28 protein-coding genes are annotated in these 22,321 nt (G+C 67.2%); 14 read left to right on the top strand and 14 right to left on the bottom strand.

Going from position 1 to position 22,321, the window contains the following annotated elements; genetic code table 11:
- Positions 1 to 148 precede the first annotated feature (148 nt).
- Positions 149 to 1,345 carry an IS481 family transposase gene (locus ACXYX3_RS21215; RefSeq protein WP_458608897.1) on the top strand — a complete coding sequence of 399 codons (1,197 nt, stop codon included), beginning with the start codon at positions 149 to 151 and terminating at the stop codon, positions 1,343 to 1,345.
- Between the two features lie 159 nt (positions 1,346 to 1,504).
- On the opposite strand, the gene ACXYX3_RS21220 is transcribed toward ACXYX3_RS21215, so the two are convergent.
- Positions 1,505 to 2,191, bottom strand: coding sequence for a GAF and ANTAR domain-containing protein (locus ACXYX3_RS21220; protein ID WP_458608898.1), 687 nt, complete (start codon positions 2,189 to 2,191; stop codon positions 1,505 to 1,507).
- 196 nt (positions 2,192 to 2,387) lie between these two features.
- On the opposite strand from ACXYX3_RS21220, the gene ACXYX3_RS21225 reads away from it, so the two are divergent.
- The 5 genes from ACXYX3_RS21225 to ACXYX3_RS21245 all read left to right on the top strand — a co-directional run bounded on the left by ACXYX3_RS21225 (position 2,388) and on the right by ACXYX3_RS21245 (position 7,128).
- Positions 2,388 to 3,605: an acetyl-CoA acetyltransferase gene (locus ACXYX3_RS21225; RefSeq protein WP_458608899.1), complete on the top strand. Its 1,218-nt coding sequence runs from the start codon at positions 2,388 to 2,390 to the stop codon at positions 3,603 to 3,605.
- The gene (locus tag ACXYX3_RS21230) at positions 3,602 to 5,125 is read left to right on the top strand and encodes a carotenoid oxygenase family protein (RefSeq protein WP_458608900.1); all 1,524 of its coding nucleotides are present in this window, start codon (positions 3,602 to 3,604) and stop codon (positions 5,123 to 5,125) included. The genes ACXYX3_RS21225 and ACXYX3_RS21230 overlap by 4 nt, the downstream gene beginning before the upstream one ends.
- Positions 5,126 to 5,151: 26 nt before the next feature.
- Complete coding sequence (locus ACXYX3_RS21235) at positions 5,152 to 6,003, top strand: winged helix-turn-helix transcriptional regulator (RefSeq protein ID WP_458612170.1); 852 nt, start codon at positions 5,152 to 5,154, stop codon at positions 6,001 to 6,003.
- Positions 6,000 to 6,557 carry an isochorismatase family protein gene (locus ACXYX3_RS21240; protein WP_458608901.1) on the top strand — a complete coding sequence of 186 codons (558 nt, stop codon included), beginning with the start codon at positions 6,000 to 6,002 and terminating at the stop codon, positions 6,555 to 6,557. Before ACXYX3_RS21235 ends, ACXYX3_RS21240 begins: the two co-directional genes overlap by 4 nt.
- 118 nt (positions 6,558 to 6,675) lie before the next feature.
- Positions 6,676 to 7,128, top strand: coding sequence for an Hsp20/alpha crystallin family protein (locus ACXYX3_RS21245; protein WP_458608902.1), 453 nt, complete (start codon positions 6,676 to 6,678; stop codon positions 7,126 to 7,128).
- A 56-nt stretch (positions 7,129 to 7,184) separates the two neighbouring features.
- On the opposite strand, the gene ACXYX3_RS21250 is transcribed toward ACXYX3_RS21245, so the two are convergent.
- Together ACXYX3_RS21250 and ACXYX3_RS21255 are read right to left on the bottom strand one after the other, a co-directional pair.
- Positions 7,185 to 8,618 (bottom strand): ATP-binding protein, encoded by a 1,434-nt coding sequence (locus ACXYX3_RS21250; protein WP_458608903.1) that lies wholly within the window; start codon positions 8,616 to 8,618, stop codon positions 7,185 to 7,187.
- Entirely contained in the window at positions 8,615 to 9,307 is a 693-nt protein-coding gene (locus tag ACXYX3_RS21255; RefSeq protein WP_458608904.1) for a response regulator transcription factor, read from the bottom strand. The genes ACXYX3_RS21250 and ACXYX3_RS21255 overlap by 4 nt, the downstream gene beginning before the upstream one ends.
- 130 nt (positions 9,308 to 9,437) lie before the next feature.
- Here ACXYX3_RS21255 and ACXYX3_RS21260 point away from each other — a divergent pair, with 130 nt between their 5' ends.
- Positions 9,438 to 10,157 carry a hypothetical protein gene (locus tag ACXYX3_RS21260; protein WP_458608905.1) on the top strand — a complete coding sequence of 240 codons (720 nt, stop codon included), beginning with the start codon at positions 9,438 to 9,440 and terminating at the stop codon, positions 10,155 to 10,157.
- Between the two features lie 6 nt (positions 10,158 to 10,163).
- Here ACXYX3_RS21260 and ACXYX3_RS21265 read toward each other — a convergent pair whose 3' ends face one another.
- Together ACXYX3_RS21265 and ACXYX3_RS21270 are read right to left on the bottom strand one after the other, a co-directional pair.
- Positions 10,164 to 10,760 (bottom strand): GNAT family N-acetyltransferase, encoded by a 597-nt coding sequence (locus tag ACXYX3_RS21265; RefSeq protein ID WP_458612171.1) that lies wholly within the window; start codon positions 10,758 to 10,760, stop codon positions 10,164 to 10,166.
- Entirely contained in the window at positions 10,757 to 11,203 is a 447-nt protein-coding gene (locus tag ACXYX3_RS21270; protein ID WP_458608906.1) for a hypothetical protein, read from the bottom strand. The genes ACXYX3_RS21265 and ACXYX3_RS21270 overlap by 4 nt, the downstream gene beginning before the upstream one ends.
- A 25-nt stretch (positions 11,204 to 11,228) precedes the next feature.
- Here ACXYX3_RS21270 and ACXYX3_RS21275 point away from each other — a divergent pair, with 25 nt between their 5' ends.
- The gene (locus ACXYX3_RS21275) at positions 11,229 to 11,675 is read left to right on the top strand and encodes a cupin domain-containing protein (RefSeq protein ID WP_458608907.1); all 447 of its coding nucleotides are present in this window, start codon (positions 11,229 to 11,231) and stop codon (positions 11,673 to 11,675) included.
- Here ACXYX3_RS21275 and ACXYX3_RS21280 read toward each other — a convergent pair.
- Positions 11,665 to 12,390, bottom strand: a complete 726-nt coding sequence (locus ACXYX3_RS21280) for a 3-keto-5-aminohexanoate cleavage protein (protein ID WP_241203310.1) — start codon at positions 12,388 to 12,390, stop codon at positions 11,665 to 11,667. The two genes, ACXYX3_RS21275 and ACXYX3_RS21280, sit on opposite strands and share 11 nt — an antisense overlap.
- A 182-nt stretch (positions 12,391 to 12,572) precedes the next feature.
- On the opposite strand from ACXYX3_RS21280, the gene ACXYX3_RS21285 reads away from it, so the two are divergent.
- Genes ACXYX3_RS21285 through ACXYX3_RS21300 form a run of 4 tightly spaced genes read left to right on the top strand, consistent with a single transcriptional unit; the run spans position 12,573 to position 15,075 of the window.
- Positions 12,573 to 13,520 (top strand): cyclopropane mycolic acid synthase family methyltransferase, encoded by a 948-nt coding sequence (locus ACXYX3_RS21285; RefSeq protein ID WP_241203311.1) that lies wholly within the window; start codon positions 12,573 to 12,575, stop codon positions 13,518 to 13,520.
- 50 nt (positions 13,521 to 13,570) lie between these two features.
- Entirely contained in the window at positions 13,571 to 14,467 is an 897-nt protein-coding gene (locus tag ACXYX3_RS21290; protein ID WP_458608908.1) for a cyclopropane mycolic acid synthase family methyltransferase, read from the top strand.
- A 54-nt stretch (positions 14,468 to 14,521) separates the two neighbouring features.
- The gene (locus tag ACXYX3_RS21295) at positions 14,522 to 14,731 is read left to right on the top strand and encodes a hypervirulence associated TUDOR domain-containing protein (protein ID WP_241203313.1); all 210 of its coding nucleotides are present in this window, start codon (positions 14,522 to 14,524) and stop codon (positions 14,729 to 14,731) included.
- Positions 14,728 to 15,075, top strand: coding sequence for a DUF3140 domain-containing protein (locus ACXYX3_RS21300; protein WP_458608909.1), 348 nt, complete (start codon positions 14,728 to 14,730; stop codon positions 15,073 to 15,075). Before ACXYX3_RS21295 ends, ACXYX3_RS21300 begins: the two co-directional genes overlap by 4 nt.
- A 70-nt stretch (positions 15,076 to 15,145) precedes the next feature.
- Here the strand turns inward: ACXYX3_RS21300 and ACXYX3_RS21305 are convergent, their stop codons facing one another.
- A complete protein-coding gene (locus ACXYX3_RS21305) occupies positions 15,146 to 16,030 on the bottom strand; it encodes an amidohydrolase family protein (protein WP_458608910.1) in 885 nt (294 codons plus the stop codon).
- A 16-nt stretch (positions 16,031 to 16,046) separates the two neighbouring features.
- Positions 16,047 to 17,462 (bottom strand): aldehyde dehydrogenase family protein, encoded by a 1,416-nt coding sequence (locus tag ACXYX3_RS21310; RefSeq protein ID WP_458608911.1) that lies wholly within the window; start codon positions 17,460 to 17,462, stop codon positions 16,047 to 16,049.
- Positions 17,463 to 17,596: 134 nt separating this feature from the next.
- Here ACXYX3_RS21310 and ACXYX3_RS21315 point away from each other — a divergent pair, with 134 nt between their 5' ends.
- Together ACXYX3_RS21315 and ACXYX3_RS21320 are read left to right on the top strand one after the other, a co-directional pair.
- The gene (locus ACXYX3_RS21315; protein WP_156394903.1) at positions 17,597 to 17,752 is read left to right on the top strand and encodes a hypothetical protein; all 156 of its coding nucleotides are present in this window, start codon (positions 17,597 to 17,599) and stop codon (positions 17,750 to 17,752) included.
- A 59-nt stretch (positions 17,753 to 17,811) separates the two neighbouring features.
- On the top strand, positions 17,812 to 18,228 hold the full coding sequence (locus ACXYX3_RS21320; RefSeq protein ID WP_241203318.1) for a hypothetical protein: 417 nt from the start codon (positions 17,812 to 17,814) through the stop codon (positions 18,226 to 18,228).
- On the opposite strand, the gene ACXYX3_RS21325 is transcribed toward ACXYX3_RS21320, so the two are convergent.
- The 6 genes from ACXYX3_RS21325 to ACXYX3_RS21350 are packed head-to-tail and all read right to left on the bottom strand — an operon-like array spanning position 18,216 to position 22,264.
- Entirely contained in the window at positions 18,216 to 18,932 is a 717-nt protein-coding gene (locus tag ACXYX3_RS21325; protein WP_458608912.1) for an SDR family oxidoreductase, read from the bottom strand. The genes ACXYX3_RS21320 and ACXYX3_RS21325 overlap by 13 nt on opposite strands.
- Positions 18,925 to 19,878 (bottom strand): 3-oxoacyl-[acyl-carrier-protein] synthase III C-terminal domain-containing protein, encoded by a 954-nt coding sequence (locus tag ACXYX3_RS21330; protein ID WP_458608913.1) that lies wholly within the window; start codon positions 19,876 to 19,878, stop codon positions 18,925 to 18,927. Before ACXYX3_RS21330 ends, ACXYX3_RS21325 begins: the two co-directional genes overlap by 8 nt.
- Positions 19,875 to 20,123: an acyl carrier protein gene (locus ACXYX3_RS21335; protein ID WP_241203321.1), complete on the bottom strand. Its 249-nt coding sequence runs from the start codon at positions 20,121 to 20,123 to the stop codon at positions 19,875 to 19,877. Before ACXYX3_RS21335 ends, ACXYX3_RS21330 begins: the two co-directional genes overlap by 4 nt.
- A 13-nt stretch (positions 20,124 to 20,136) precedes the next feature.
- Positions 20,137 to 20,391, bottom strand: coding sequence for a lipoyl domain-containing protein (locus ACXYX3_RS21340; RefSeq protein ID WP_241203322.1), 255 nt, complete (start codon positions 20,389 to 20,391; stop codon positions 20,137 to 20,139).
- The gene (locus ACXYX3_RS21345) at positions 20,388 to 21,368 is read right to left on the bottom strand and encodes an alpha-ketoacid dehydrogenase subunit beta (protein ID WP_458608915.1); all 981 of its coding nucleotides are present in this window, start codon (positions 21,366 to 21,368) and stop codon (positions 20,388 to 20,390) included. Before ACXYX3_RS21345 ends, ACXYX3_RS21340 begins: the two co-directional genes overlap by 4 nt.
- Entirely contained in the window at positions 21,365 to 22,264 is a 900-nt protein-coding gene (locus ACXYX3_RS21350; protein ID WP_458608916.1) for a thiamine pyrophosphate-dependent dehydrogenase E1 component subunit alpha, read from the bottom strand. Before ACXYX3_RS21350 ends, ACXYX3_RS21345 begins: the two co-directional genes overlap by 4 nt.
- Positions 22,265 to 22,321 lie beyond the last annotated feature (57 nt).

The raw sequence follows: 22,321 nt of genomic DNA on the forward strand, positions 1-22,321 counted from the left end.
TTCCGATGTCCTGAAACACCACACTGCCGGGGGCACTTTGTTGCTGTATTGCGTCGGGTGATGCCTGACATTTCTCCTCCGGGTGATGCCTGACAGTGTTTCGGCTGATGCTTGACAGTTGCTTCGGCTGATCCTTGACACTCCCTGAATGAGGGAGTTGAGCGTGGCTGAGCAGCGGTATCAGGCTGTGTTGGCGGTGATCAGCGATGGGTTGTCGATCTCGCAGGTCGCCTCGAAGGTAGGCGTGTCGCGGCAGACGTTGCATGCGTGGCTGGCGCGGTATGAGGCCGACGGCCTGGAGGGATTGGTGGATCGGTCGCATCGGCCGGTGTCGTGTCCGCATCAGATGTCGGCCGAGGTGGAGGCGGCGTTGCTGGAGCTGCGGCGATCGCGCCCGTACTGGGGTCCGCGCCGGTTGGTGTTCGAACTGGCCAGGCGCGGAGTGACGCCGGTGCCTTCGGAGTCGGCAGCTTATCGGGCGTTGGTGCGCGCACAGATGATTGATCCGCACGCGCGGGACCGGCGCTCACGTAAATGGAAACGGTGGGAACGCGGTGCTGCGATGGAGCTGTGGCAGATGGATGTCGTGGGCGGGGTCGCTATGGCCGACGGCAGCTCAGCCAAGATTCTGACCGGCGTCGACGATCATTCCCGGATGTGCGTATGCGCCACGGTGATGGCTCGCGAGCGGACCCGCGCGGTGTGCGACGGACTGCGTCGTGCGCTGGCCACCTACGGGCCGCCGACGCAGATTCTGACCGATAACGGCAAGGTGTTCACCGGCCGGTTCAACCATCCTCCGGTTGAGGTGCTCTTCGACGCGATCTGTCGTGAGCAGGGCATCGATCATCTGTTGACTCAACCGCGCTCACCGACCACCACGGGGAAGATCGAGCGTTTCCATCGCAGTCTGCGCGCCGAGTTCCTCAGTGGCTGCGGCCCTTTCGCCACTATCGGAGTCGCTCAGCAAGCCGTCGATGAGTGGGTTCGGTTCTACAACACTGAGCGACCCCACCAAGCGTTGCAGATGGCCACTCCGGCCTCGCGATTCACCACCGAGACGTCTGCGCCGGCGTCGATGACGCTGCCACCGGATCAGGGGCTGCACGCCAAACGTGTCGGCTCGGACTGGGTGAGCCGGCGTGTGACCACCAACGGCGTGGTCTGCGTGTCCTGGCAACAGGTCAGCCTGGGCCGGCACTACGCAGGATCGCGGTGCGACGTCCATGTTGACGGTGAGCTGCTGCGCTTCTACATCGGTGACGTCCTGGTCAAGACTGCCGCGCGCACGAGCACTGGAGAGGTAAGAAACAAGCGGGCCCTGCGCACCCGCGCACAGGCCTAAAACCACACACCGAGTGTCAAGAATCAACCGGAACACATCCGTCAACAATCAACCGAAGCTCAACAGGGGCACTTTTTTGCGGTTCGCCGAATGTTCGGTTTATGACGCGTCTTGCGAGTGCGGGCGTCACATTCCGTGCGTTCGGCGCCTCGTCCGGCCTCAGGCGCCCCGGGTGTCGATCACGCGCTGCGCGATATCGGTCAGCTTGACGTTGCTGTCCTGGGAGAGCCGCCGCAGCATGTCGAACGCCGCCACGTCGTCGACGTTGTAGCGCTCCATGATGATGCCCTTGGCCTGCCCGATGCGATCCCGCGTGGACAGCGCCGATTGCAACTGCTCGTGATGCCGGCTGGCGAGGATCGCCGCGGCCGCATGGGCGGCCAGAACCGCGCCGATGTTCTCGTCGGCTGCATCGAACGCGTTCGGCGCGACAGCGAACAAGTTCAGCGCACCCGCCGTTTGCGAGCTGGTGTACAGCTTGAACGACAGGCCGCTGCGCACGCCCAGCTCGGCGGCCGCGGCCGAGTAGCGCGGCCAGCGGGGCTCGGCGGCGAAGTCGTCGGAGCGCACGATCGTCTCCTCGAGGGCAGCCTCCAGACACGGGCCCTCGCTGTGCTTCATCTGAAGCCGGTCCAGCTCGTGCGGCAACTCGGATGTGCCGGCGACGGACTCGAAACGGCCCGCTTTGCCGACGAACAGGATGCCGGCCGCGTCGGTGCTGGGAATCAGCTCCAGCACCTCTCGGGTGACATCGGACAGCACGTCTTCAACACTGCGTGGCGAGGCGACCGCTCGAGCGAGCTCGGCCATCCGCTGTGCCAGATCGCGGTTGGTCGAACCGGTCATGACCTCGTGAACTCCTTCATCGAAGGGAACCGTACACCGAGCCGGGTTTGCGGCGCTCGCGTGCGGGCAATGCAGGGCCGCAGGCAGAAGCGTCGGTCGACCGAGGCTCCTGTCAGGTCTCGTCGGTTCAGACACCAGCCGGCGAGACCGCCTCGGGGTCTGTCACTCTGTTAAGTGAAGTAGTAGCGTCACGCGGATGAGCACCGTGGGCGTCTGGATTCTGGGCGGCTATCAGAGCGACTTCGCTCGCAACCTCGACCGGGAGGGGGCGGATTTCGCCGCGCTCACCGCGGAGGTCGTCGACGAGACGCTGTCCGCCGCCCGGGTCGACGCCGCCGACATCGGCGTCGTCCACGTGGCCAATGCGTTCGGCGAGCTGTTCGCCCGCCAAGGTCACCTCGGCGCGATGCCGGCCACCGTCTGCGACGGCCTGTGGGACACCCCCGCCACCCGCCACGAGGCCGCCTGCGCATCCGGCAGCGTCGCCACGCTCGCCGCCATCGCCGACCTTCGCTCCGGCGCCTACGACAGCGCGTTGGTGATCGGCGTCGAGCTCGAGAAGACCGTGCCCCGCGACACCGCAACGGCGATCCTGGGCACCGCCGCGTGGACCGGCCACGAGGGCGCTGACGCAAAATACATGTGGCCGTCCATGTTCGACACCGTCGCCGCCGAGTACGACCATCGCTACGGGCTGGACGACGCGCATCTGCGTGCGATCGCCGCACGCAATCTCGCCAACGCGCGCCGGAACCCCAATGCTCAGACCCGGACCTGGGCCGTGCCAGACCCCCTCACGGACGACGACGCGAGCAACCCGCCTGTCGAGGGCAGGCTGCGCCGCTTCGACTGCAGCCAGATCACCGACGGCGGCGCGGGCATCGTCGTGGTCACCGACGGCTGGCTGCGCGCTCATCCCTCGGCCCGCCCGCTGGCCCGCATCGACGGCTGGGGTCACCGCACCGTCGGCCTCGGCCTGGACCAGAAACTGCGGCGCTCAGCGCAGTCGCCGTACGTGCTGCCCCACGTGCGTTCCGCCGTGCACGACGCCTTCCACCGCGCGCAGGTCACTCTCGACGACATCGACGGCTTCGAAGTCCACGACTGCTTCACGCCCAGCGAGTACCTCGCCATCGACCACATCGGGCTGACCGAGCCCGGACAGTCGTGGCAGGCCATCGAGAGCGGCGACATCGACCCCGGCGGCCGGTGCCCGATCAATCCCAGCGGAGGGCTCATCGGCGGCGGCCACCCCGTCGGCGCCTCCGGGGTCAGGATGCTGCTCGACGCCGCACGCCAGGTGAGTGGAACCGCCGACGGCTATCAGGTCGACGGCGCCAGCACGTTCGGCACCCTCAACTTCGGCGGCAGCACCGCCACCACCGTCAGCTTCGTCGTCGGGAGACCCTCATGAGCCTGCGCACCCATCCCGAGGTGGTCGCCTCCTTCCTGTCCACCCTGCCCGCCGACGACGACCATCCGTACCGCACCGGCCCCTGGCGGCCGCAGACCACCGAGTGGGACAGCGACGACCTCGAGGTCGTGGCGGGCACCGTCCCCGACGACCTGGACGGCGTGTATCTCCGCAACACCGAGAACCCGCTACATCCCGCTCTGAAGAACTACCACCCCTTCGACGGCGACGGCATGCTGCACATCGTCGGCTTCCGCGATGGAAAAGCGTTCTACCGCAACCGCTTCGTGCGCACCGACGGGTTCCTCGCCGAGAACGAAGCCGGCGGACCGCTGTGGCCGGGAATCGCCGAACCGATCGAACTCGCCCGCCGGGACCACGGTTGGGGCGCACGGACGTTGATGAAGGATGCGTCGTCGACCGACGTGATCGTGCATCGTGGCGTCGCGTTGACCAGCCACTACCAGTGCGGCGATCTCTACCGCATCGATCCGTGCACCGGCGATGCGTTGGGCAAGGAAGACTGGAACGGCGGCTTCCCCCGCGACTGGGGCGTGTCCGCGCACCCGAAAGTGGACGGCGGTGAACTGCTGTATTTCAGCTACAGCAAGCAGGCGCCGTATCTGCGCTACGGCGTGGTCAGCGACGCCGGCGAGGTGGTGCACACCGTCGACGTCGAGCTTCCCGGCCCACGACTGCCCCACGACATGGCGTTCACCGAGAACTATGTGATACTCAACGATTTTCCGCTGTTCTGGGATGCCGCGCTGCTCGAGCACAACATCCACCTGCCACGCTTCCACCGCGACACCCCGTCGCGGTTCGCTGTGATCCCCCGTCGCGGGGACGCCTCGCAGATCCGCTGGTTCGACGCAGACCCCACCTACGTCCTGCACTTCCCCAACGCCTACGAAGACGGCGACGAGATCGTGCTCGACGGGTTCTTCCAAGGCGACCCCGAACCCGCGGACAACGGGATGGGCAACAAGTGGCAGCGCGCTTTCCGGTTCCTCGCCCTCGACCGGATGCAGGCCAGGCTGCATCGCTGGCGGTTCAATCTCGTGACGGGCGAGGTCCGTGAGGAGCAATTGACCGACAGCATCAGCGAATTCGGCATGATCAACCCCGACCGCGCCGGACGTGCACACCGCTACACCTACGCGGCGACGGGCAAGCCCTCCTGGTTCCTTTTCGACGGGCTGCTCAAACACGATCTGCACACCGGCCGCGAGGAGCGCTACGCATTCGACGACGGCGTCTATGGCAGCGAGACCGCGATGGCGCCGCGGCCGGGCGGTACCGCCGAAGACGACGGTTATCTCATCACGTTGACCACCGACATGAACGCAGACGCATCGTATTGCCTGGTGTTCGACGCAGCCCGGGTCGCCGACGGACCGGTGTGCACACTCCAACTGCCCGAACGGATTTCGAGTGGCACCCACTCCACGTGGGCAGCCGGGTCGGAGTTGGCCCACTGGCGCGACAGCGATTCGGCGGCCGCGGCGATCGGGTTGTGACCGACGCCCCGAACGCCGTCGCACGGATGCTGGGCGTTCTCGGCGACGAATGGAATCTGCTGATCGTCCAGCAGACGCTGCTCGGCGCCACCCGCTACGGCCATTTCGTCGATGCGCTCCCCGTGTCGCACGCCGTGTTGTCCGGCCGGCTGCGCACCTTGGTCACCGAAGACCTGCTGGGCCGCCGCGAATACCAGACACATCCGAGCCGTGTCGACTACACGGCCACGCCGAAGAGCCGCTCGCTGTGGCCGATGCTCACCTCGATCTGGGAGTGGGAGCGCAGCTGGGTGCCGGACCATCCGCGCCCGCTGCCGGCCATGCGCCACACCACCTGCGGGACGCTGTTCACGCCGAGGTTGACCTGCCGATCGTGTGAGGCCGCCGTCACGTCGGAGAAAGAGCTTGTGGCGCAGTGGGGTCCGAGTGGCAGCTGGGCGCGCTCGATCCCGTCGACGACGAACCGCCGCCGCTCGGCGGGGCGGCGCGCCGCAGTGCTGTTCCCACAGACGATGACCGTCATCGGCGACCGGTGGGGATTCGCGCTACTGGTGGCCGCGTTCGTCGGAGTCGGCAGGTTCACCGACTTCCAGACCGAGCTCGGGGCGCCGCCGGCCACGATCTCCGGCCGGTTGGCCGTCTTCACTACCGAAGGGATTCTGCACACGGTCGCCGGTCGCTATGTGCTGACCGACAAGGGACGAGCGCTGCTTCCCGTCCTCGTCTGCGCGCTGGCGTGGGCGCAGCGCTGGTATCCCGATCCCGACGGACCGGCCGTTCGCATCACCCACGTGTCGTGCGGGCACCGATTCCACCCGCGGCTCACCTGCGATCAATGCCTCGAGCCGCTGCGCGGGGCGCAGATAATGACGTCATGACCACGCTCGCGGACCGGGGCACGACCGCACTGCTCGTCGTCGACGTGCAGAACGACGTCGTCGGCGGCGCTTTCCGGCGAGACACCGTGGTGGCCAACATCGCTCGGCTGGTCGAGCGCGCGCGCCGCGAGGGGACAGCAGTCGTGTGGGTCCGGCACCACGACGATCAACTGCCCCACGGCAGCACCGGCTGGCAGATCGTGGCGGAGCTCTCCCCTGCCGACGGCGAACCGATCGTCGACAAGACCTACGGCGACGCGTTCGAAGCGACATCACTGGAACGCACACTGGCCGACCTCGGCGTGGGCCGGCTCGTCGTGACCGGGGCGGAAACCGATGCGTGCGTGCGCAGTACGCTGCACGGCGCCTTCGTCCGGGGTTACGACGTCGTCCTCGTCGCCGACGCACACACCGCAGGTGACAAGACGTCGTGGGGTGCTCCGCCGGTGCCCGCCGTCATCGATCACACGAACCTCTACTGGTCACATCAGGCCGCGCCCGGACGCGTCGCCGAGGTCATCCCCACCGACGCGATCGCGTTCGCCGACAGCTGACGGGACCCGCGAAAAGTTCTTGGCACTCTCCTGCGTCGAGTGCTAATCTCGCTGGTGCACAGTGATTTGGTCGCCCGCCAGGGTGGCGGGCTTCAGACGATGTAGGAGGTGGATTGCTGTGCTTCGCTTCGATCCGTTCAGTGACCTCGACGCTCTGACCCGGGGCCTGATGACCAGCCAGACCGGTTCGAACCGCGTCCCACGTTTCATGCCCATGGACCTCTGCAAGATCGACGACCACTACGTGCTGACCGCCGATCTGCCGGGTGTCGATCCGGGCTCGGTCGACGTGAATGTCGACAACGGCACGCTCACCATCTCTGCCCACCGCACCGCCCGCTCCGACGAGTCGGCGCAGTGGTTGGCCAACGAGCGATTCTTCGGTGGCTATCGCCGGCAGCTCGCCCTCGGCGACGGGATCGACACCAGTTCGATCTCGGCGACCTATGAGAACGGCGTGCTGACGGTGACGATTCCTGTCGCCGAGAAGGCCAAGCCGCGCAAGGTGGAGATCCAGCACGCCGGCACGCAGGCGTCCATTTCTCCCACCACCGTCGACGCCGACCAGTAACGACCGACAACGGCTGCGGTCCAACCGGTTTCGCCCGGTTGGACCGCAGACTCATCTCAACGTCGCGGCAACGTCAGAACGAACCGCGCCCCCGGCCGGTGGGCCACGTTCACCAGATCGCCGCCGTGCGCTCGCGCGAGCGCTCGGGCGATCGCCAGGCCCAGCCCGGCGCCGCCGCGGTCACGGTCGCGGGCCTCGTCGAGCCGCACCAACCGCTCGAAGATCCGTTCCCGTTGCTCATCGGGGACTCCCGGACCGGTGTCGGTGACGGTGAGCACGGCGCGACCATCCACCGCCCGGACATCGATGTCGATAGCCCCGCCCGCCGGGGTGTGCCGGCGGGCGTTGTCGACGACATTGGCGAGAATCTGCGCGATGCGCAGGGGATCGACGACGACGGGCAGTGTCTCGTCACCACGTCGCCGGATCTGAAGATCGGGCGCGAGCACGGCGCTGCGGTCGCGCTCGGCGTCGGCCAGTGCCACCAGGTCGCACGGCTGCAGGTCGAGCGGTGACCCGGCGTCGATGCGGCTGAGGTCGAGCATGTCGGCGACCAGCCTCCCCGCCCGGCGGGCCTCGCTGAGCACCAGTTCGGCCCGGTGCCGCTGGCGTGCGGACTCGGGGTCGTCGTGCTGGACGGCAGACGACACGAGTTGATCTGCGGCGGCGTGGATTCCGGCGATCGGGGTGCGGAGTTCGTGGGCGGCATCGGCCAGGAACCGGCGGGTCGCGGCTTCCGCCTGCGCGGCGGCCTGCGCGGACTGATAGGCGCGGTTCTCCGAATACTGCAACGCATCCACCATGGTGTCGAAAGCCGCTGCCGCGCGGCCCAGTCCGGTTCCAGGGCGGTCCGGGCGCACCCGCCTGGCGCGGTCGCCAGAGGCGATGGACTCGGCGACCTGGGTCAGGCGGGTCAGCGGCAGCATCGTGGCGCGAGCGATCAGCGTCACGCCCAGCGCGGTGACCAGCAGCACGGCGATGCCCGCGACCACCATGAGGATGCGCAGTTGCCGTAGCAGCGCAGAGGTCGCGGTAGTGTCGGCGACCAGGATGAGCCGGCTGCCATCCGGTAACCGATGGTCGATCACCGTCGCCGTCGCATCCGGCGGCGGGGGTGGCCGGCGCCCGTTGGGCGGCCCGGGTCCGCGATCACGCCCCGGCGGGCCGGGCGGGGGCGGCGGCGCGACGTCCTCGCCGATCGTGGTGTCCGGGTCGATCCCCGGATCGCCGTACCGCTCGCCGTCGACGGTGAAGACCGCGGCCCGCACACCGCCTCCGTCGACGTCGGCGGCCCACTGGGACGGCGGAACCCCGGCACGGGCCAACGCATCGACACGGGTGACGCCGGCCTGCAGACGACTGTTGAGGTCCCGCCGGGCCTGAGCGCCGATCAGCACGTCGATGACCACGCCGAGGACGAGGAGCAGCGCTGCGAGAAAAACCAGGACGGCGATCACCACGCGCCGTTGCAGCGACGGCGTGGCGGTCATCGTGCCTGCAACCGGTAGCCGATGCCGCGCACCGTCTGCAGAATCCGCGGGCCGTGGGCCTCCATCTTGCGCCGCAGGCTGCTGATGTGGACGTGCACCAGGTTGTCGTCGTAGGAGGCGTACCCCCAGACCGCGTTGAGGATCTGATGGGCGCTGACGATGCGGCCACGTTGATCGAGCAGGAAGTCCAGCAGCCGGAACTCGGTGGCGGTCAGATCGAGTGGGACGCCCGCGCGGGACGCGACGCCGGCGCCGCGGTCGACGACGAGGTCACCGGTCTGCACAGTGGCGGGCAGGCGCCCTCGGCGGCGCAGGACGGCACCGACCCGCGATACCAGTTCCGGCACCTCGAACGGCTTGACGACGTAGTCGTCGGCGCCGCCATCGAGACCGCGCAGCCGATCGGTGAGGCCGTCTCGCGCGGTCAGCATGATCAGGCCGACGTCGCCCCACTGGCGGATGACATCGGAGAGCGCGAAGCCGTCCCGCCCGGGCAGCATGATGTCCACGATCACCAGATCCGGTCGGTAGCCGTCGAGTGCACGCTCCAGGTCATGGCCGTCGACACGGCCGTCAGCGGCGTATCCGGCATGCACGAGGGCTTCGACGACCATCTCGCGGATGGCTGATGAGTCTTCGACGACGAGCACGCGCGCCGCGGCACGGTCGGTGTCTGACGGGGCGCCCATGGATTCATTCTGGCCGGTGCTCGCTGAAGCGGGTCTGAAGAATCGCGCCATCGCCGCCGCTCTTCAGGTTGGCTTCATGACCGGCCCCTAGCGTCGCGCTCAGCTCGAGTTCCACGACGAAGGAGGACCCATGGCCGATGATGAACGCCCGCAGGAGGATCGGACGGACGAGCACATCGATGACACCCCGGCGACCGACCGCATCCCCGAATCCGCGCCGCACTACGCAGCTCCGGTCGCGGCCGCCGAGCCGAAGGCGCGGTGGGCGTCGGTGCGCGAACCCGCGCGCCGGCATCCCGTCGGTGTGGCCGTCGGCGCCGCCGCGGCCGGACTGGTGATCGGATTCCTGGGCGGCACACTCGCCGACGCCCATCCGACGATGTCCCTGTCGGTCGGCACCGCGTCGGTCGCGCAGCCTGCGCCGCCAGGTCCGGGATTCTGGGGCCCTGGTGGACCCGCCGGGCCGGGTGACCCGGGAGGACCGGGAGGACCGGGCTGGGGTCCTGGCGGACCGGGTGGACCACATGGTCACGACCACGGGCCGGGCGGGCCTGACCGAGGACCCGCAGGTCCGGGGGGACCGGGTGGGCCGGGTGGGCCCGGCGGGCCGGGGCGCGACGGTGGGCCCGGTGGGCCTGGTGGGCCTGGTGGGCCGGGGCGCGACGCTCCCCCGCCACCGCCTCCAGTGGGCGCCGACGCCCCCGGCGATCCCCGCGGTCCCGGCCGGGACGGCACCCCGCCTCCCCCTCCGGGTGGACCCGCGGGACAAGGGCCGAGCTCCGCCGGCCAGGCGCCCACTCCGAGCACGCCACCGCTACCCGCCGAACGGGGCGCGACGCCCCAGGCGTGACCCGCGTCAGCCGTTGCGGTCCAACCGGAATCGCAGGTTGGACCGCACGGCCGGCCATTCGATGTCGAGAATCGAGTACACCACCGTGTCGCGCCGCGACCCGTCTGGCATCACCTGGTGGCTGCGCAGGATGCCGTCGAGTTTGGCGCCCAACCTCTCGATCGCGGCGCGGCTGTCCCGGTTGAGATGATGGGTACGCAATTCGACTGCCAGACAACCCAACTGATCGAACGCGTGGCCGAGCATCAACAGCTTGGTCTCGGTGTTGACCGCGGTGCGCCGGGCTGAGGCGACGTACCAGGTGTGGCCGATCTCGAGGCGGCGATTCGGCCCGTCGACATTCAGATAGCTCGATGATCCGACGATCGCACCCGAGCGGTCTCGCACCACGAACGTGAGCCCTGTCTGCGGATTCTGAACTGCCAGCCGGCCGGCCACCCACTGCGCCGCAGCCCCGGCCCTCGGTGCGGCAGTGAACCACAGCGCGCCGAGCTCTCCGTCGGCGGCCAGAGCCTCGATCTCCGCGAGATGGTCATCCCGCAGGGGTTCCAATGACACCACGCGCTCGCCGGTCAGCTGAACCGGCTCGACGAACCCGCTCATTCCCTGGCGCCGACGATCGCGGGCGAGCGCTTCCACGCCGCGAGCATTGTCCAAATCGAGAGCAACACCGCCGCGGCCGCCACCCCGCCGACGACGTAGAGGCCGTAGGCGGCCGACACCGGCGGATACACATAGAGCCGGTAGAACCACACCGCCAACACCACGATGATCACCGAAATAGCCAGCGCCGCAGTCGAAGCCATCCGTCCCGACACGCCACGAGCAGCCATGGCGCCGGCCACCACCAGCGTCGCCGCCAACAGCACGATCAGCTGTCCGACACCGAAACCGGGCGGCGGCACCGGCATCGCACCGGCGACGCCCCCGATCCCGTTGGCCCGTCCCCCGCCTCCTGCCGACGAGCGCAACCACGGCAACCAGGCGCTCACCGCCACCACCAGCGCGCACACTGCCACCAGCCAGCCGGGACGGGCGCGAGACATGGGCAAAGACTACTAGGGTGAGCCGATGAGCGATCTCCCCGAATGGGCGCGTCGGCTGAACCTCTCTCCGCACCCTGAGGGCGGCTGGTTCACCGAGACGTGGCGCAGCGAGCTCACGGTGCCGGAGTCGGCACTGCCACCGGACTACACGGGAAGCCGCAACGCGGGCACCGCGATCCTGTTCCTGCTGATGCCCGGCCAACAGTCCGCGTGGCACACCGTGCGCAGCGCGGAACTGTGGCTCTACCACTTCGGCGGTCCACTGCTGCTCGACGTCGGTGCCGAACAGGACGGCGCCACCACCCATGTGCTCGGCACCGACATCCTCGCCGGTGAACATCCGCAGTTCGTCGTGCCGCCCGGACATTGGCAGCGCGCGCGCCCTCAGGGCGACGAACCGTGTCTGGTCAGCTGCGTCGTCGTGCCCGGTTTTGACTTCGCCGACTTCGCCCTCGGGGCGCCTACCGACTGAGCAGATCGACTGCGGCGCAGACCAGCGCCGCGTTGCCGTCGGCCGCCGATCCGTCGGGCAGCCGCAGCGTGTCCTCCATCCCGATGCGGGCCTGCAGTCCGCGCGCCCCGGCGTGCTGCAGCAGCGGCCAACAACTCTCGTCGAGCCCGTGCAGAAGCACCGGCGCAGGGGAATCCGCCGCGGCAACCCGCGCCAGCACCTCGTCGGCCGTCGCGATGTCCCCGTCGGCGCCCATCTCGACCATCACCCGCAGGCAGTGGGCGGCCACCTCGGAGTTCGCCCACGCCTGCGCCGCGTCGGCGTGGAAAATTCCCGCCTCCACGCCGATACCGCGGGACAGAAGTAGCTCTGCCAATTCCGGCGAACCCGGTTCGTGCCAGTTCACCGATGCGAAATCGGGCAGCACCGACCAACTTTCGATCGCCTCCCGGCGCTGCTGGGCGTCCGGCAGCGCCCAGAAACCGGTCGTCACACCCAGCGGCAATCCGGGGGCGGCCTCGCGGACCGCGGTCACGGCCGAGGCCACATCATCGGCCAGGAGCGAGTCTGCTCCCCGAGCGTCCTTGGGGTGAAGGTGCACGGCCCGGGCCCCTGCGGCGTGGGCAGCCACCGCTTCGGCCGCCAGCTCCTGCGGCGTCACGGGGAGTCCCGGATGCTGATCAGGGGTTCGCGCGCCGTTGATGCAGGCCTTCAGGTAGAACGTGTGCTCGGCCATACCGACCATCTTGACGCTCCGGCCGTCGTTTGGCAGTTTTCCCCTTGGCTTTGCGCACGCCGCCTGTCGATGAGTGGCGGGGAAAGGTATGGTCAGCGGAGCCAGTTCGTGGCCGGGCGGGTCAGCAGCGTACCCGCGCCGTGGGCCGCAGGTGAATCTCGATCTCAGATGAGGATGGACGAATGTCGAACACCGAAACCGATCAGCCGCAGGGCACGGCCCAGTCGAAGTGGCTGTCGAAGTCTGCGTCGGACACCCGCGGCTCGGACAAGCAAGAGGTGCAGTTCCACTACGACATCTCCAACGAGTTCTTCAAGCTCTGGCAGGACCCGAACCAGGTCTACAGCTGCGCGTACTTCGAGAAGGACGATTACACCCTCGAGCAGGCCCAGATGGCCAAGATCGACCTGTCGCTGGGCAAGCTGGGACTCAAGCCCGGCATGACGCTGCTCGACATCGGCTGCGGCTGGGGCGCCACCATCATGCGGGCCGTCGAGAAGTACGACGTCAACGTCATCGGGCTGACGCTGTCGGAGAACCAGAAGGAACACATCGAGAACCACTGGTTCGCCAACTCGACCAGCAAGCGCAGCATGGAGGTGCGGCTGCAGCCCTGGGAGGAGTTCGAGGGCCAGGTCGACCGCATCGTCTCAATCGGCGCCTTCGAGCACTTCGGCTTCAACAAGTACGACGACTACTTCAAGAAGACCTACAGCTGGATGCCCGACGACGGCGTCATGATGCTGCACACGATCATCATTCCCGAGGATGAGGAGATCAAGGCCAAGGGACTGCCCCTGACCATGTCCAACGTGCGGTTCATCAAGTTCATCATGGACTACATCTACCCGGGCGGTCGTTTGCCGCTGGCGTCGATGGTGCGCGATCACGCGGTCAAGGCCGGCTACACGATCACCCGCGAGCAGCACCTGCAGCCGCACTACGTGAAGACCCTCGACACGTGGGCGTCGAACCTGGAGAACAAGAAGGACGAGGCCATCGAGATCACCTCCGAGGAGATCTACGAGCGATTCCTCAAGTATTTGCAGGGCTGCGCCAACCTGTTCCGCGACGGTTACACCGACGTCGCGCAGTTCACCTGCGAAAAGCAGGCATTGACGTCTGTGTAGTAATTTGAACGTTCGCCATCGGTGCGGATGAATTGGAGGTCGGTCGGGGAATGGGTAAGGGCGCTGCAGGGCAGTCCACGAACAAAAAGGACATGACGCCCCACTTCGAAGAAGTGCAGGCGCACTACGATCTCTCCGACGAGTTCTTCGGTCTCTTTCAGGATCCGTCGCGAACGTACAGCTGTGCCTACTACGAGCGCGACGACATGACGCTCGAAGAGGCCCAGATGGCCAAGATCGATCTCGCGCTGGGCAAGCTGAACCTCGAGCCGGGTATGACGCTGCTCGACATCGGCTGCGGCTGGGGCTCGGTACTCCAGCGGGCCGTGGAGAAGCACGACGTCAACGTCGTCGGCCTCACTTTGAGCCGCAACCAGTGCAAGTTCGCGCAGGAACTGCTCGACGGGCTCGACACCGACCGCTCCCGGCGGATTCTGTTGCGCGGCTGGGAGCAGTTCGACGAACCCGTCGACCGGATCATCAGCATCGAGGCGATCGAGGCGTTCCCTCAGGAACGCTACGAGCCGTTCTTCAAGATGTGCAGCAGCGTGCTGCCCGAGGGCGGGCGCATGCTGTTGCAGGCGATCCTCGGCCATCCGCTGAAGAAGTGGCCGGAGATGGGCATCCCGATCACGATGACCGATTTGAAGTTCATGCGGTTCATCGCCAAGGAGATCTTCCCGGGCGGATCGGTGCCCGGCGAGGAGAACATCGTCGAGTTGTCCACCCAGGCCGGCTTCACCGTCGAGCAGACGCAATTCCTGAACGCCGATTATGTGCGGACGCTCGACACGTGGGCCGAAGCCCTCGAGGCCCATCACGACGAGGCCGTGGCCGCGACGTCCGAAGAGGTCTACCAGCGATACATGAAGTACCTCGTCGGCTGCAGCGATTTCTTCAACCGCGGCATCAGCGAGCTCGGGCAGTTCACGCTCGTCAAAGCCTGACCGCGTCACCCTTCGGTCACGTCTGATCACGTGCCGGCCGGGTACCCGCAGCCCATGAGCGAATTGAACAAGGGCGACAAGGTCACCTGGCAGAGCCACGGCAACACCGTGAAGGGCACCGTGGAGGAGAAGATCACCTCCGATACCGAGGCGGCGGGTCGCACGGTGCGGGCATCCTCTGACGACCCGCAGTACCGCGTGGTCAGCGACAAGAGCGGCAACGACGCCGTGCACAAGCCCGAGTCGCTGAACAAGAAGTCGTGAGCGGCTCGAGCGAGAGCGACTCCGACACCTACGACGAGTTCTCCGATGCGGTCAACATGACAGCATCGGAGATCGAGAAGTGGCTGGACACCGACGAATCGCAGGAAGTCGGGCAGAAGTCGTCGTCAGGCGGAGAGTCGACGGGGCACGAGAGTGGACGGCGCATCGTCGATATCCTGCACACCAAGAAGGCCGAGCTGACCGACGACGACTACGCGCACATGCGCAAGGTGGTGGGCTACGTCAAGCGCCACCGTGCGCAGGGCCCGGACTCCGACGTCGAGCACAGCCGGTGGCGGTACTCGCTGATGAACTGGGGCCACGATCCGCTTAAGAAGTCCTGACAGCCCCGGCGAGCAGACACGAAGTCGAGCCATCCAGGCCCTGAATACTCGAGTTCGCGTCTGCTCGCCGTCATGAGGTGACCCCGAGGACCCGCAGCGCGTTCTGCTTGTAGATCAACGGCAGCGCCGCCGGGTCGATGTCGAGCGTCTCGAAGTCGCGCCGCCACCGCTCGAGTTGCAGATACGGGTAATCGGTCCCGAACAGCGCCTTGGTGCGCAGCTGCCGACTCAGCGCGTGCACCAGCTGCGGCGGGAAGTACTTGGGGCTCCAGCCCGACAGGTCGACATAGACGTTCGGCTTGTGCGTGGCGATCGCGATCTGCGCGTCGACCCACGGCACCGCCGGGTGAGCCATCACGATGGTCAGGTCCGGGAAGTCAGCTGCGACATCGTCGAGCAGCATGGGATCGCTGTAGCGCAGCTTGATGCCGTATCCGCCGGGCAGTCCCGATCCCATCCCCGTCTGCCCGGTGTGGAACAGCGCGGGTACCCCGGCCTCGGCGATGGCGTGATAGATCGGGTAGTGGGCTCGGTCGTTGGGCTCGAACGCTTGCATGCTGGGGTGGAACTTGAAGCCTTTGACCCCGAAGTCGCGCACCAGTTCGTGGACGCGGTGCACGGCGTGGCGGCCCTGGTGGGGATCGACGCTGCCGAACGGGATCAGTACGTCGTTGTTGCGCTCCGCACCCAGCACCAGATCTTCGATGGAGTTCGGTGTGTGTCGCATTCCGTGCCGGGCGTCGATCGTGAACACGACAGCGGCGGTGTTGTGCCGGCGGTACTGGTCGGCGATGGTGTCGACGCCGGCCACGATCCCCTGCGGCATCTTGAAATACTTCGCCGTCGCCTCTATCAGGACATCGTCGTATGCGCGGTGACCGTGTCCGTCGATCTCGACGTGGGTATGGATGTCGATCGCCTCGATGCGATCGAAATCGATGCCATAGGTGTACATTTCGCAACTCACCCCGCTACGCCGAGATCACCGCCTTGATCTCAAGGTACTCGTCGAAGCCGAACCGACCCCATTCGCGGCCGTTGCCGCTGCGCTTGTAACCGCCGAACGGCGCCGCGATGTCGAAGGCGTGGTTGATGGCCACCGCACCCGCGCGGATGCGCTTCGCCACAGCGCGCGCCTGATCGGAGTCGGCACCGGAAACATAGCCCGCCAACCCGTAATCGGTGTCGTTGGCGATCGCGACCGCGTGGTCGAGATCGTCGTAGCCCAGGATGCACAGCACAGGCCCGAAGATCTCCTCCCGTGCGATGGTCATGTCGTTGGTGACATCGGCGAACACCGTCGGTTTGACGTAATAGCCGGTGTCCAGTCCCTCGGGCCGCCCGGGTCCACCGGCGACCAGCGTCGCCCCCTCGTCGATACCCCGGCTGATCAGGCCCTGGATCTTCTCGTACTGGGCCCTCGACGCCACCGGGCCGATGGCTCTCGTGTCCGCCGGGTCGCCGACGCGAACGGCGAGCGCCGCCTCTCTCGCGGCGTCGATGGCCTCGGCCATGCGGGTGGCCGGGACGAGCATCCGCGACGGCGCGTTGCAGCTCTGTCCGCTGTTCAGCATCATCGCGGTCGTTCCGGCGGTGACACTGCGGGCGAACCGGTCGTCGTCGAGCACGATGTTCGGGCTCTTGCCACCGAGCTCCTGGGTCACCCGCTTGACCGTTGCGGCGGCGTTCTTCGCGACCTCGATACCGGCGCGGGTGGACCCGGTGAACGAGATCATGTCGATGTCGGGATGCGCCGACAGCGCCGCCCCCACCCCGGGACCGTCGCCGAAGACGAGGTTGTACACGCCCGCGGGAACGCCTGCGGCAGCCAGGATTTCAGTGAAAATCTGAGCGGAGAACGGCGCCACCTCCGAGGGTTTGAGCACCATCGTGGCCCCGGTGGCCAGCGCGGGGAACACCTTGCAGGCGATCTGGTTGAGCGGCCAGTTCCACGGCGTGATGAGACCGCACACCCCGATCGGCTCCCGGACCACCTGCGTGCTGCCCTGTTGCTCGGAGAAGGCGAAGGTCTTCAGCGTCTCGATCGCCGAGAGCAGGTGCCCCATTGCGAGGTTGACCTGGGTTCCCCCGGCCAGGGACGGCGGTGCCCCCATCTCTTCGTGCACCGCATCGGCGAGGTCGCCGTGACGGCTGCGGTACTCGGTGAGGATCGCCGACAGCACTTCGAGCCGGTCGTCGCGGCTGGTCTGTGACCACGTGGCGAACGCCCGCCGCGCGGCTCCGACCGCGAGGTCCACATCGGCGGAGGAGCCCAACGCGATGCGGCCGGCGACGTTCTCGGTGGCCGGATCCTCGACATCGAGGGTGTTGGGCCGCAGCGGGGGGACCCATCGGCCGTCGATGTAGAACTCGAGATATTCGCGCATGACCCCACTGTTCCTCACCGCGTCGGAGTGCGGGGGTCTTCGGCGAACGGAATCATCGGTTTGGTTTTGACGGATCTGGTAATTCCTTCTTCGCAAATATGACGTGACCATGTCCTTCGAAGATCGGATTGACCATGATCGTGCTCGGCATCATCCTTCTGTTGATCGGTTACTTCACCAGCCTGTCGATTCTCTACACGATCGGCGCGATCCTGGTGGTGGTCGGAGTGGTGCTGTGGATTCTCGGCGCCGTGGGCCGTCCCGTCGGCGGGCGAAAAGTCTGGTACTAGCAGGCCGACACATGCCGCCAAAGCCCACGGGCTTTGGCGGCATGCGGCATCGTTGATCCATGACCCCTCAGAAAGTCCCCAGTCCCAAGGAGATCAGGGCGGCTGCGCAGGCCGCGGCCGACGCGGCCCAGACGGTCGCGTCCACTGCGATGCGCATTCCCCCGGCCTCCATCCAATTGGCTGCCGAGATGCCCGACCTGATCGAGAACCTTGCAGCGGCCACCGCGCGACTCAATGCGGTGATCGACCGCACCGAACGTTATCTGGCGTTGGCCGACCCAATGCTCCGCACGTTGGATGCGCTGCTCCCCCAATTGGAAGCGCTCGTGGCCACCGGCAACGACGTCTACCGCACGGTGTCGACGATGCCCGGTGTGTCGACGCTGGGCAGGTTCACCAACCGCGGCGCCGAGCCACCCCGCGAGGAGAAGCCGCCGCGACGGCGCGCCTCGCGCTCCAAACCTCAGCCCACATAGATCGTCTCTCCGGACGTCGGCGGTGCGTCGATCGCCGCCACGACCGCGTCGGCGAACTCCGCCACCGTGGGTAGCGGTCCTGCCGCCCGCCGGGCCGCCACCGCACCCGGATCGGCGCGTTGCAGCAGCCGCAGCGCCACCGACCCTTCCAGCAGATCCCCCGACACCACGACGAACGTCACGCCCCGGGCGTCGAACTCGTCCTGCAGCGCCCGCAGCGCCGTCTCCCCGGCGTGCTTGCTCTCCGCCACTTCCGCGTAGCCGGCGATGGGCACCGGCCGCCGGCCGAAGAAGTGCGCGGGATGACTGGTGACGAACACGATCACTCCCCCGCGCGGCATGATCGCCAAAGCCCGGCGCGCAACGGCCAGCTGCGCGTCCCGATTGAGCCGACGGGCGTAACCGGCGTCCGCGTGACGCTCCAGACCACCGGAGGCGTTGAGCACCAACACCTTCAAGATTCCCAAGCGGGACACCTCGTCGAACATGGCGCCCACGGCGTGCTCGTCGCACAGGTCCGCCTGTACCGCCGTCGCGCCGGCACCGGCCTCACGCACCGCAGCGACGACCTCAGCTGCGCGGCGCTGCTTCTCCCGGTAGTTGACGACGACATGCCGGCCTTCGCGCGCCGCCCCGACGGCAACCCCGGCACCGACGCCGCGTGAGGCGCCGGTCACCACGACGACGTCGGGACGATCACCCATCGGGGTCGAGGCGAGCGGCCGTGGCGCCGGAGAGGTCGTAATCGACCATGACGCCGCCCCACGCCTCACCCGAGCCGTAAGCGACCAGCAGCGCGCGACCCTCGATGGGAATCGCATTCTGCCGCAGCGATTCTCCCAGCGCCAACGGGATCGATGCGGCCGACGTGTTGCCGAAATTCTCGACGCAGTCGACGAACACGGCGTTCCCGATGTCGGCTTCGTCGCGGACCCGTTGCAAGATGCGGGAATTGGCTTGGTGACCGATCACGATGGCCGGTTCCACGTCACCCTCTTGGAGGAGCTTCGCCGTCTCGGTCATCGTGCGGACGGCGCGATGGTAGACGCGGATCCCATCGAGCTGGATACCCTGGCCCATCTGGCCGCGCATCAGATCCGCACCCGCGCCGTCGGATCCGGCATGCCAGCGGTGCTTGCGGAACGCCGGTCGGGGGGCGATCAGTACCGCACCGGCGCCGTCCCCGAACAGCGGGCCCGTGTTGCGGTCGGTCTTGTCCAGCATCCGCGACATCGCCTCGACGCAGCACACGATCACCGCCGAACCGTCGCCCCCGTCGCACAGGGACAATCCGGAGATCAGGCCGTAGATGAAGCCGCTGCACGCCGCGGACATGTCGAAAGCCAGGATGTCGTGCGGCAATCCGGCCTTGGTGGCCACTCGCTGGGCGATTCCCGGCACTGCCCCGCCGGCCGAGCTGCTGACCACCAACAGCGCGGAGATGCGCAGGTCCTGGTGACGGGCGACGAGCAAAGCGCACACCCGCGCGGCGACGTCGTCGAGGGCTTCGTCGTCGTCCATCCACCACCGTGCGGCGACGCCGGTGCGGCGGCGAATCCACTCGTCGGTGAGCCCGATGCTGTCGAAGAACGCGTTCGGGACGTGCTCTCCCGTTGTGGCCGTGACGATATCGACGATGCCGGCGTTCACGGTGTGCCGATCAGTCCCATGAAGTAGCTCTTGATGTCCGCGGGGCTGACACATTCGTCGAGCCGCTCGAGGTCGGCTTCGACGCTGAACTCCTTCTCCAGGAGTTCGGTGAGTTCAGCCACGTCGAGCGAATCGAGATCGAGATCCCAGACCGCCGTGGTGAAGTCGTCGACGCCTGCGTCGGGAGATCGACGCCGGACGATCTTGAGCATGATGGTGTTCATTCGTTCTTCGATGGATGACATCGCCTTCGACCTTTCACCGTCGCTCGTCGAGTTTGTACAACACCGCTCCTGATGTGGTGATCGACCGGGCACCGACCACTATTTCGACCACCGTGCCGGCCTTTTCGGCCATCAGATCGACACTGCTCTTGTCCGTCTCGAGAACGGCGACCACATCGCCGCGCTCGACGGCATCACCGACCGAGACCAGCCACTCCACGACCAGCGCATCGGTCAACCCGTGACCGAAGTCCGGGACGTGGATGTCGACCGTCGAATCCCCGCTCACCGGCACATCTCCTCGATCACACTGACGATGGCGGGTTGATCGACCAGATGATCGGCCTCGAAATCCGCGGGCGGGTAGATGTGGCGCGCTGGCGCCAGCCGGCGTATGGGGGCAGTAAGGTCGGGCCAGGCTCGCTCGCCCACCGTCGCCGCCAATTCCGCACCGACACCGCAGAATTCGATCGCCTCGTGCACGATCAGCAGCCGTCCCGTCCGGGACACGGAGGCGAGCACCGTGTCGACATCCATCGGCGCGATCCAGCGCAGATCGACCACCTCCACGTCGACCACGCCGGCCAGCTCGTCAGCTGCGGCGAGGACCTCTTCGAGCACCGCGCCCCAGCCTGCCACCGTGATGTCGGTTCCGGATCTGATCACGCGTGCCCCCAACGCGGACAGCGGCTGCGAGTTCGCCCTGGCCTGCCGTCTGCGATGCCAATACAGGCGTTTGGGCTCGAAGAAGATCACCGGTGCGCCGAGGTGGCATGAGTACTCGAGCATCGCCGCCGCGTCCTCCGGCGACGATGGATAGGCGACATGCAACCCCGGGGTGTGGGCGAACAGCGCCTCGTTGGATTCGCTGTGGTGCTCGACCGCTCGGATGCCACCGCCGACGGGAACCCGCACCACCAGATGCAGGTCCAGCTCACCGTTCCACCGCGTGATCATCTTCGCTGCCTGCGTGACGATCTGGTTCATCGCTAGGTACACGAAACCGTCGAACTGGATCTCGCAGATCGGTTTCAAGCCCGCCATCGACATCCCGATCGCCTGCCCGACGATCGACGATTCGGCGAGCACAGCGTCGCGCACCCGGCCCGCGCCGAAGCGGCTCTGCAGCCCCCTGGTCACCCGGAAGACACCGCCCAGGCGTCCGATGTCCTGTCCCACGAGCACGATCGAACTGTCGCGTAACATCAGATCGGAGAGGGCGCCATTGAGCGATTCGGCCAGGCAGCTGGGCCGCGGGGAGGTCATCGACCGAATGCCTCCACCATCGCACGGCTGTGCGCTTCGATGTCGCGGTCGACCCCGGCGAGCCACGCGTCGTCCACGACGCCGGTGCTGAACAGCCTGTCGCGGTAACGCTGTACCGGATCGTTGGCGACCGCCGCGGCCAATTCCTGCTCGTCGCGATAGAGCGTGTGGGCATCGGAGCTGCTGTGTCCCGCCGTTCTGGTGGTGTGCAGCTCGATCAGGCCCGGAGTACCGGTGGCCTCGACGTGTTCACGCGCGGTGACACATTCCCGGTAGGCGACATCAGGATCCTCGGCACGCACCGACCACGAGGTGATGCCGAAACCGCGGGCGCGCTCGGCGATGCTGGTGCGCATCTGTTCGTGGCTCGGCTTGGAGATCGCCCACCCGTTGTTCTGCACGACGAACAGCACCGGTACCGATTCGACCGCCGCGAGGTTCATCGCTTCCGAGACGTCGCCCTCGCTGGTCGCCCCGTCACCGAGGTAGACCACCACCATCTCCGATACGTTCTGCAGCCGCCGGGCGATCGCGAAGCCGACTGCGTGCAGCGTCTGTGCGGCCACCACCAGCGTGTACGGAAAGAACCGGTGCCGGCGCGGATTCCATCCGCAGAAGGTACGGCCGGCCCACTGCGCCACCAGTCCGACACCGTCGATACCGCGCACGATCGCAACGGCGTGTTCGCGATAACTCGGGAAGATGGTGGTCGATTCGCCGATCGCCATCGCCGACGCCACCTGCGCTGCTTCCTGGCCGTGGCACGACAGCCACAGATCGACCCGGCCCTGGTTCTGGAGACGCACCGCCTCTGCGTCCACGCCGCGTGCGACCAGCATGTGGCGCAACATCGCGCGGCTGGTCTGCACATCCACAGACGTTGCCAGATCGGTCAATTCAGCACCGTTCCTGTCGGCGTCAACGACTACGACCTACCCAATGGCATCCCGCGA

Source organism: Mycobacterium sp. Panama NTM2 (assembly GCF_054355555.1).

Bases quoted from the DNA above. Each gene is read 5' to 3' on its own strand.
- ACXYX3_RS21215 (WP_458608897.1), top strand. From the start codon at position 149: ATGAGGGAGTTGAGCGTGGCTGAGCAGCGGTATCAGGCTGTGTTGGCG.
- ACXYX3_RS21220 (WP_458608898.1), bottom strand. From the start codon at position 2,191: ATGACCGGTTCGACCAACCGCGATCTGGCACAGCGGATGGCCGAGCTC.
- ACXYX3_RS21225 (WP_458608899.1), top strand. From the start codon at position 2,388: ATGAGCACCGTGGGCGTCTGGATTCTGGGCGGCTATCAGAGCGACTTC.
- ACXYX3_RS21230 (WP_458608900.1), top strand. From the start codon at position 3,602: ATGAGCCTGCGCACCCATCCCGAGGTGGTCGCCTCCTTCCTGTCCACC.
- ACXYX3_RS21235 (WP_458612170.1), top strand. From the start codon at position 5,152: ATGCTGGGCGTTCTCGGCGACGAATGGAATCTGCTGATCGTCCAGCAG.
- ACXYX3_RS21240 (WP_458608901.1), top strand. From the start codon at position 6,000: ATGACCACGCTCGCGGACCGGGGCACGACCGCACTGCTCGTCGTCGAC.
- ACXYX3_RS21250 (WP_458608903.1), bottom strand. From the start codon at position 8,618: ATGACCGCCACGCCGTCGCTGCAACGGCGCGTGGTGATCGCCGTCCTG.
- ACXYX3_RS21255 (WP_458608904.1), bottom strand. From the start codon at position 9,307: ATGGGCGCCCCGTCAGACACCGACCGTGCCGCGGCGCGCGTGCTCGTC.
- ACXYX3_RS21260 (WP_458608905.1), top strand. From the start codon at position 9,438: ATGGCCGATGATGAACGCCCGCAGGAGGATCGGACGGACGAGCACATC.
- ACXYX3_RS21265 (WP_458612171.1), bottom strand. From the start codon at position 10,760: ATGAGCGGGTTCGTCGAGCCGGTTCAGCTGACCGGCGAGCGCGTGGTG.
- ACXYX3_RS21270 (WP_458608906.1), bottom strand. From the start codon at position 11,203: ATGTCTCGCGCCCGTCCCGGCTGGCTGGTGGCAGTGTGCGCGCTGGTG.
- ACXYX3_RS21275 (WP_458608907.1), top strand. From the start codon at position 11,229: ATGAGCGATCTCCCCGAATGGGCGCGTCGGCTGAACCTCTCTCCGCAC.
- ACXYX3_RS21280 (WP_241203310.1), bottom strand. From the start codon at position 12,390: ATGGCCGAGCACACGTTCTACCTGAAGGCCTGCATCAACGGCGCGCGA.
- ACXYX3_RS21285 (WP_241203311.1), top strand. From the start codon at position 12,573: ATGTCGAACACCGAAACCGATCAGCCGCAGGGCACGGCCCAGTCGAAG.
- ACXYX3_RS21290 (WP_458608908.1), top strand. From the start codon at position 13,571: ATGGGTAAGGGCGCTGCAGGGCAGTCCACGAACAAAAAGGACATGACG.
- ACXYX3_RS21295 (WP_241203313.1), top strand. From the start codon at position 14,522: ATGAGCGAATTGAACAAGGGCGACAAGGTCACCTGGCAGAGCCACGGC.
- ACXYX3_RS21305 (WP_458608910.1), bottom strand. From the start codon at position 16,030: ATGTACACCTATGGCATCGATTTCGATCGCATCGAGGCGATCGACATC.
- ACXYX3_RS21310 (WP_458608911.1), bottom strand. From the start codon at position 17,462: ATGCGCGAATATCTCGAGTTCTACATCGACGGCCGATGGGTCCCCCCG.
- ACXYX3_RS21315 (WP_156394903.1), top strand. From the start codon at position 17,597: ATGATCGTGCTCGGCATCATCCTTCTGTTGATCGGTTACTTCACCAGC.
- ACXYX3_RS21320 (WP_241203318.1), top strand. From the start codon at position 17,812: ATGACCCCTCAGAAAGTCCCCAGTCCCAAGGAGATCAGGGCGGCTGCG.
- ACXYX3_RS21325 (WP_458608912.1), bottom strand. From the start codon at position 18,932: ATGGGTGATCGTCCCGACGTCGTCGTGGTGACCGGCGCCTCACGCGGC.
- ACXYX3_RS21335 (WP_241203321.1), bottom strand. From the start codon at position 20,123: ATGTCATCCATCGAAGAACGAATGAACACCATCATGCTCAAGATCGTC.
- ACXYX3_RS21345 (WP_458608915.1), bottom strand. From the start codon at position 21,368: ATGACCTCCCCGCGGCCCAGCTGCCTGGCCGAATCGCTCAATGGCGCC.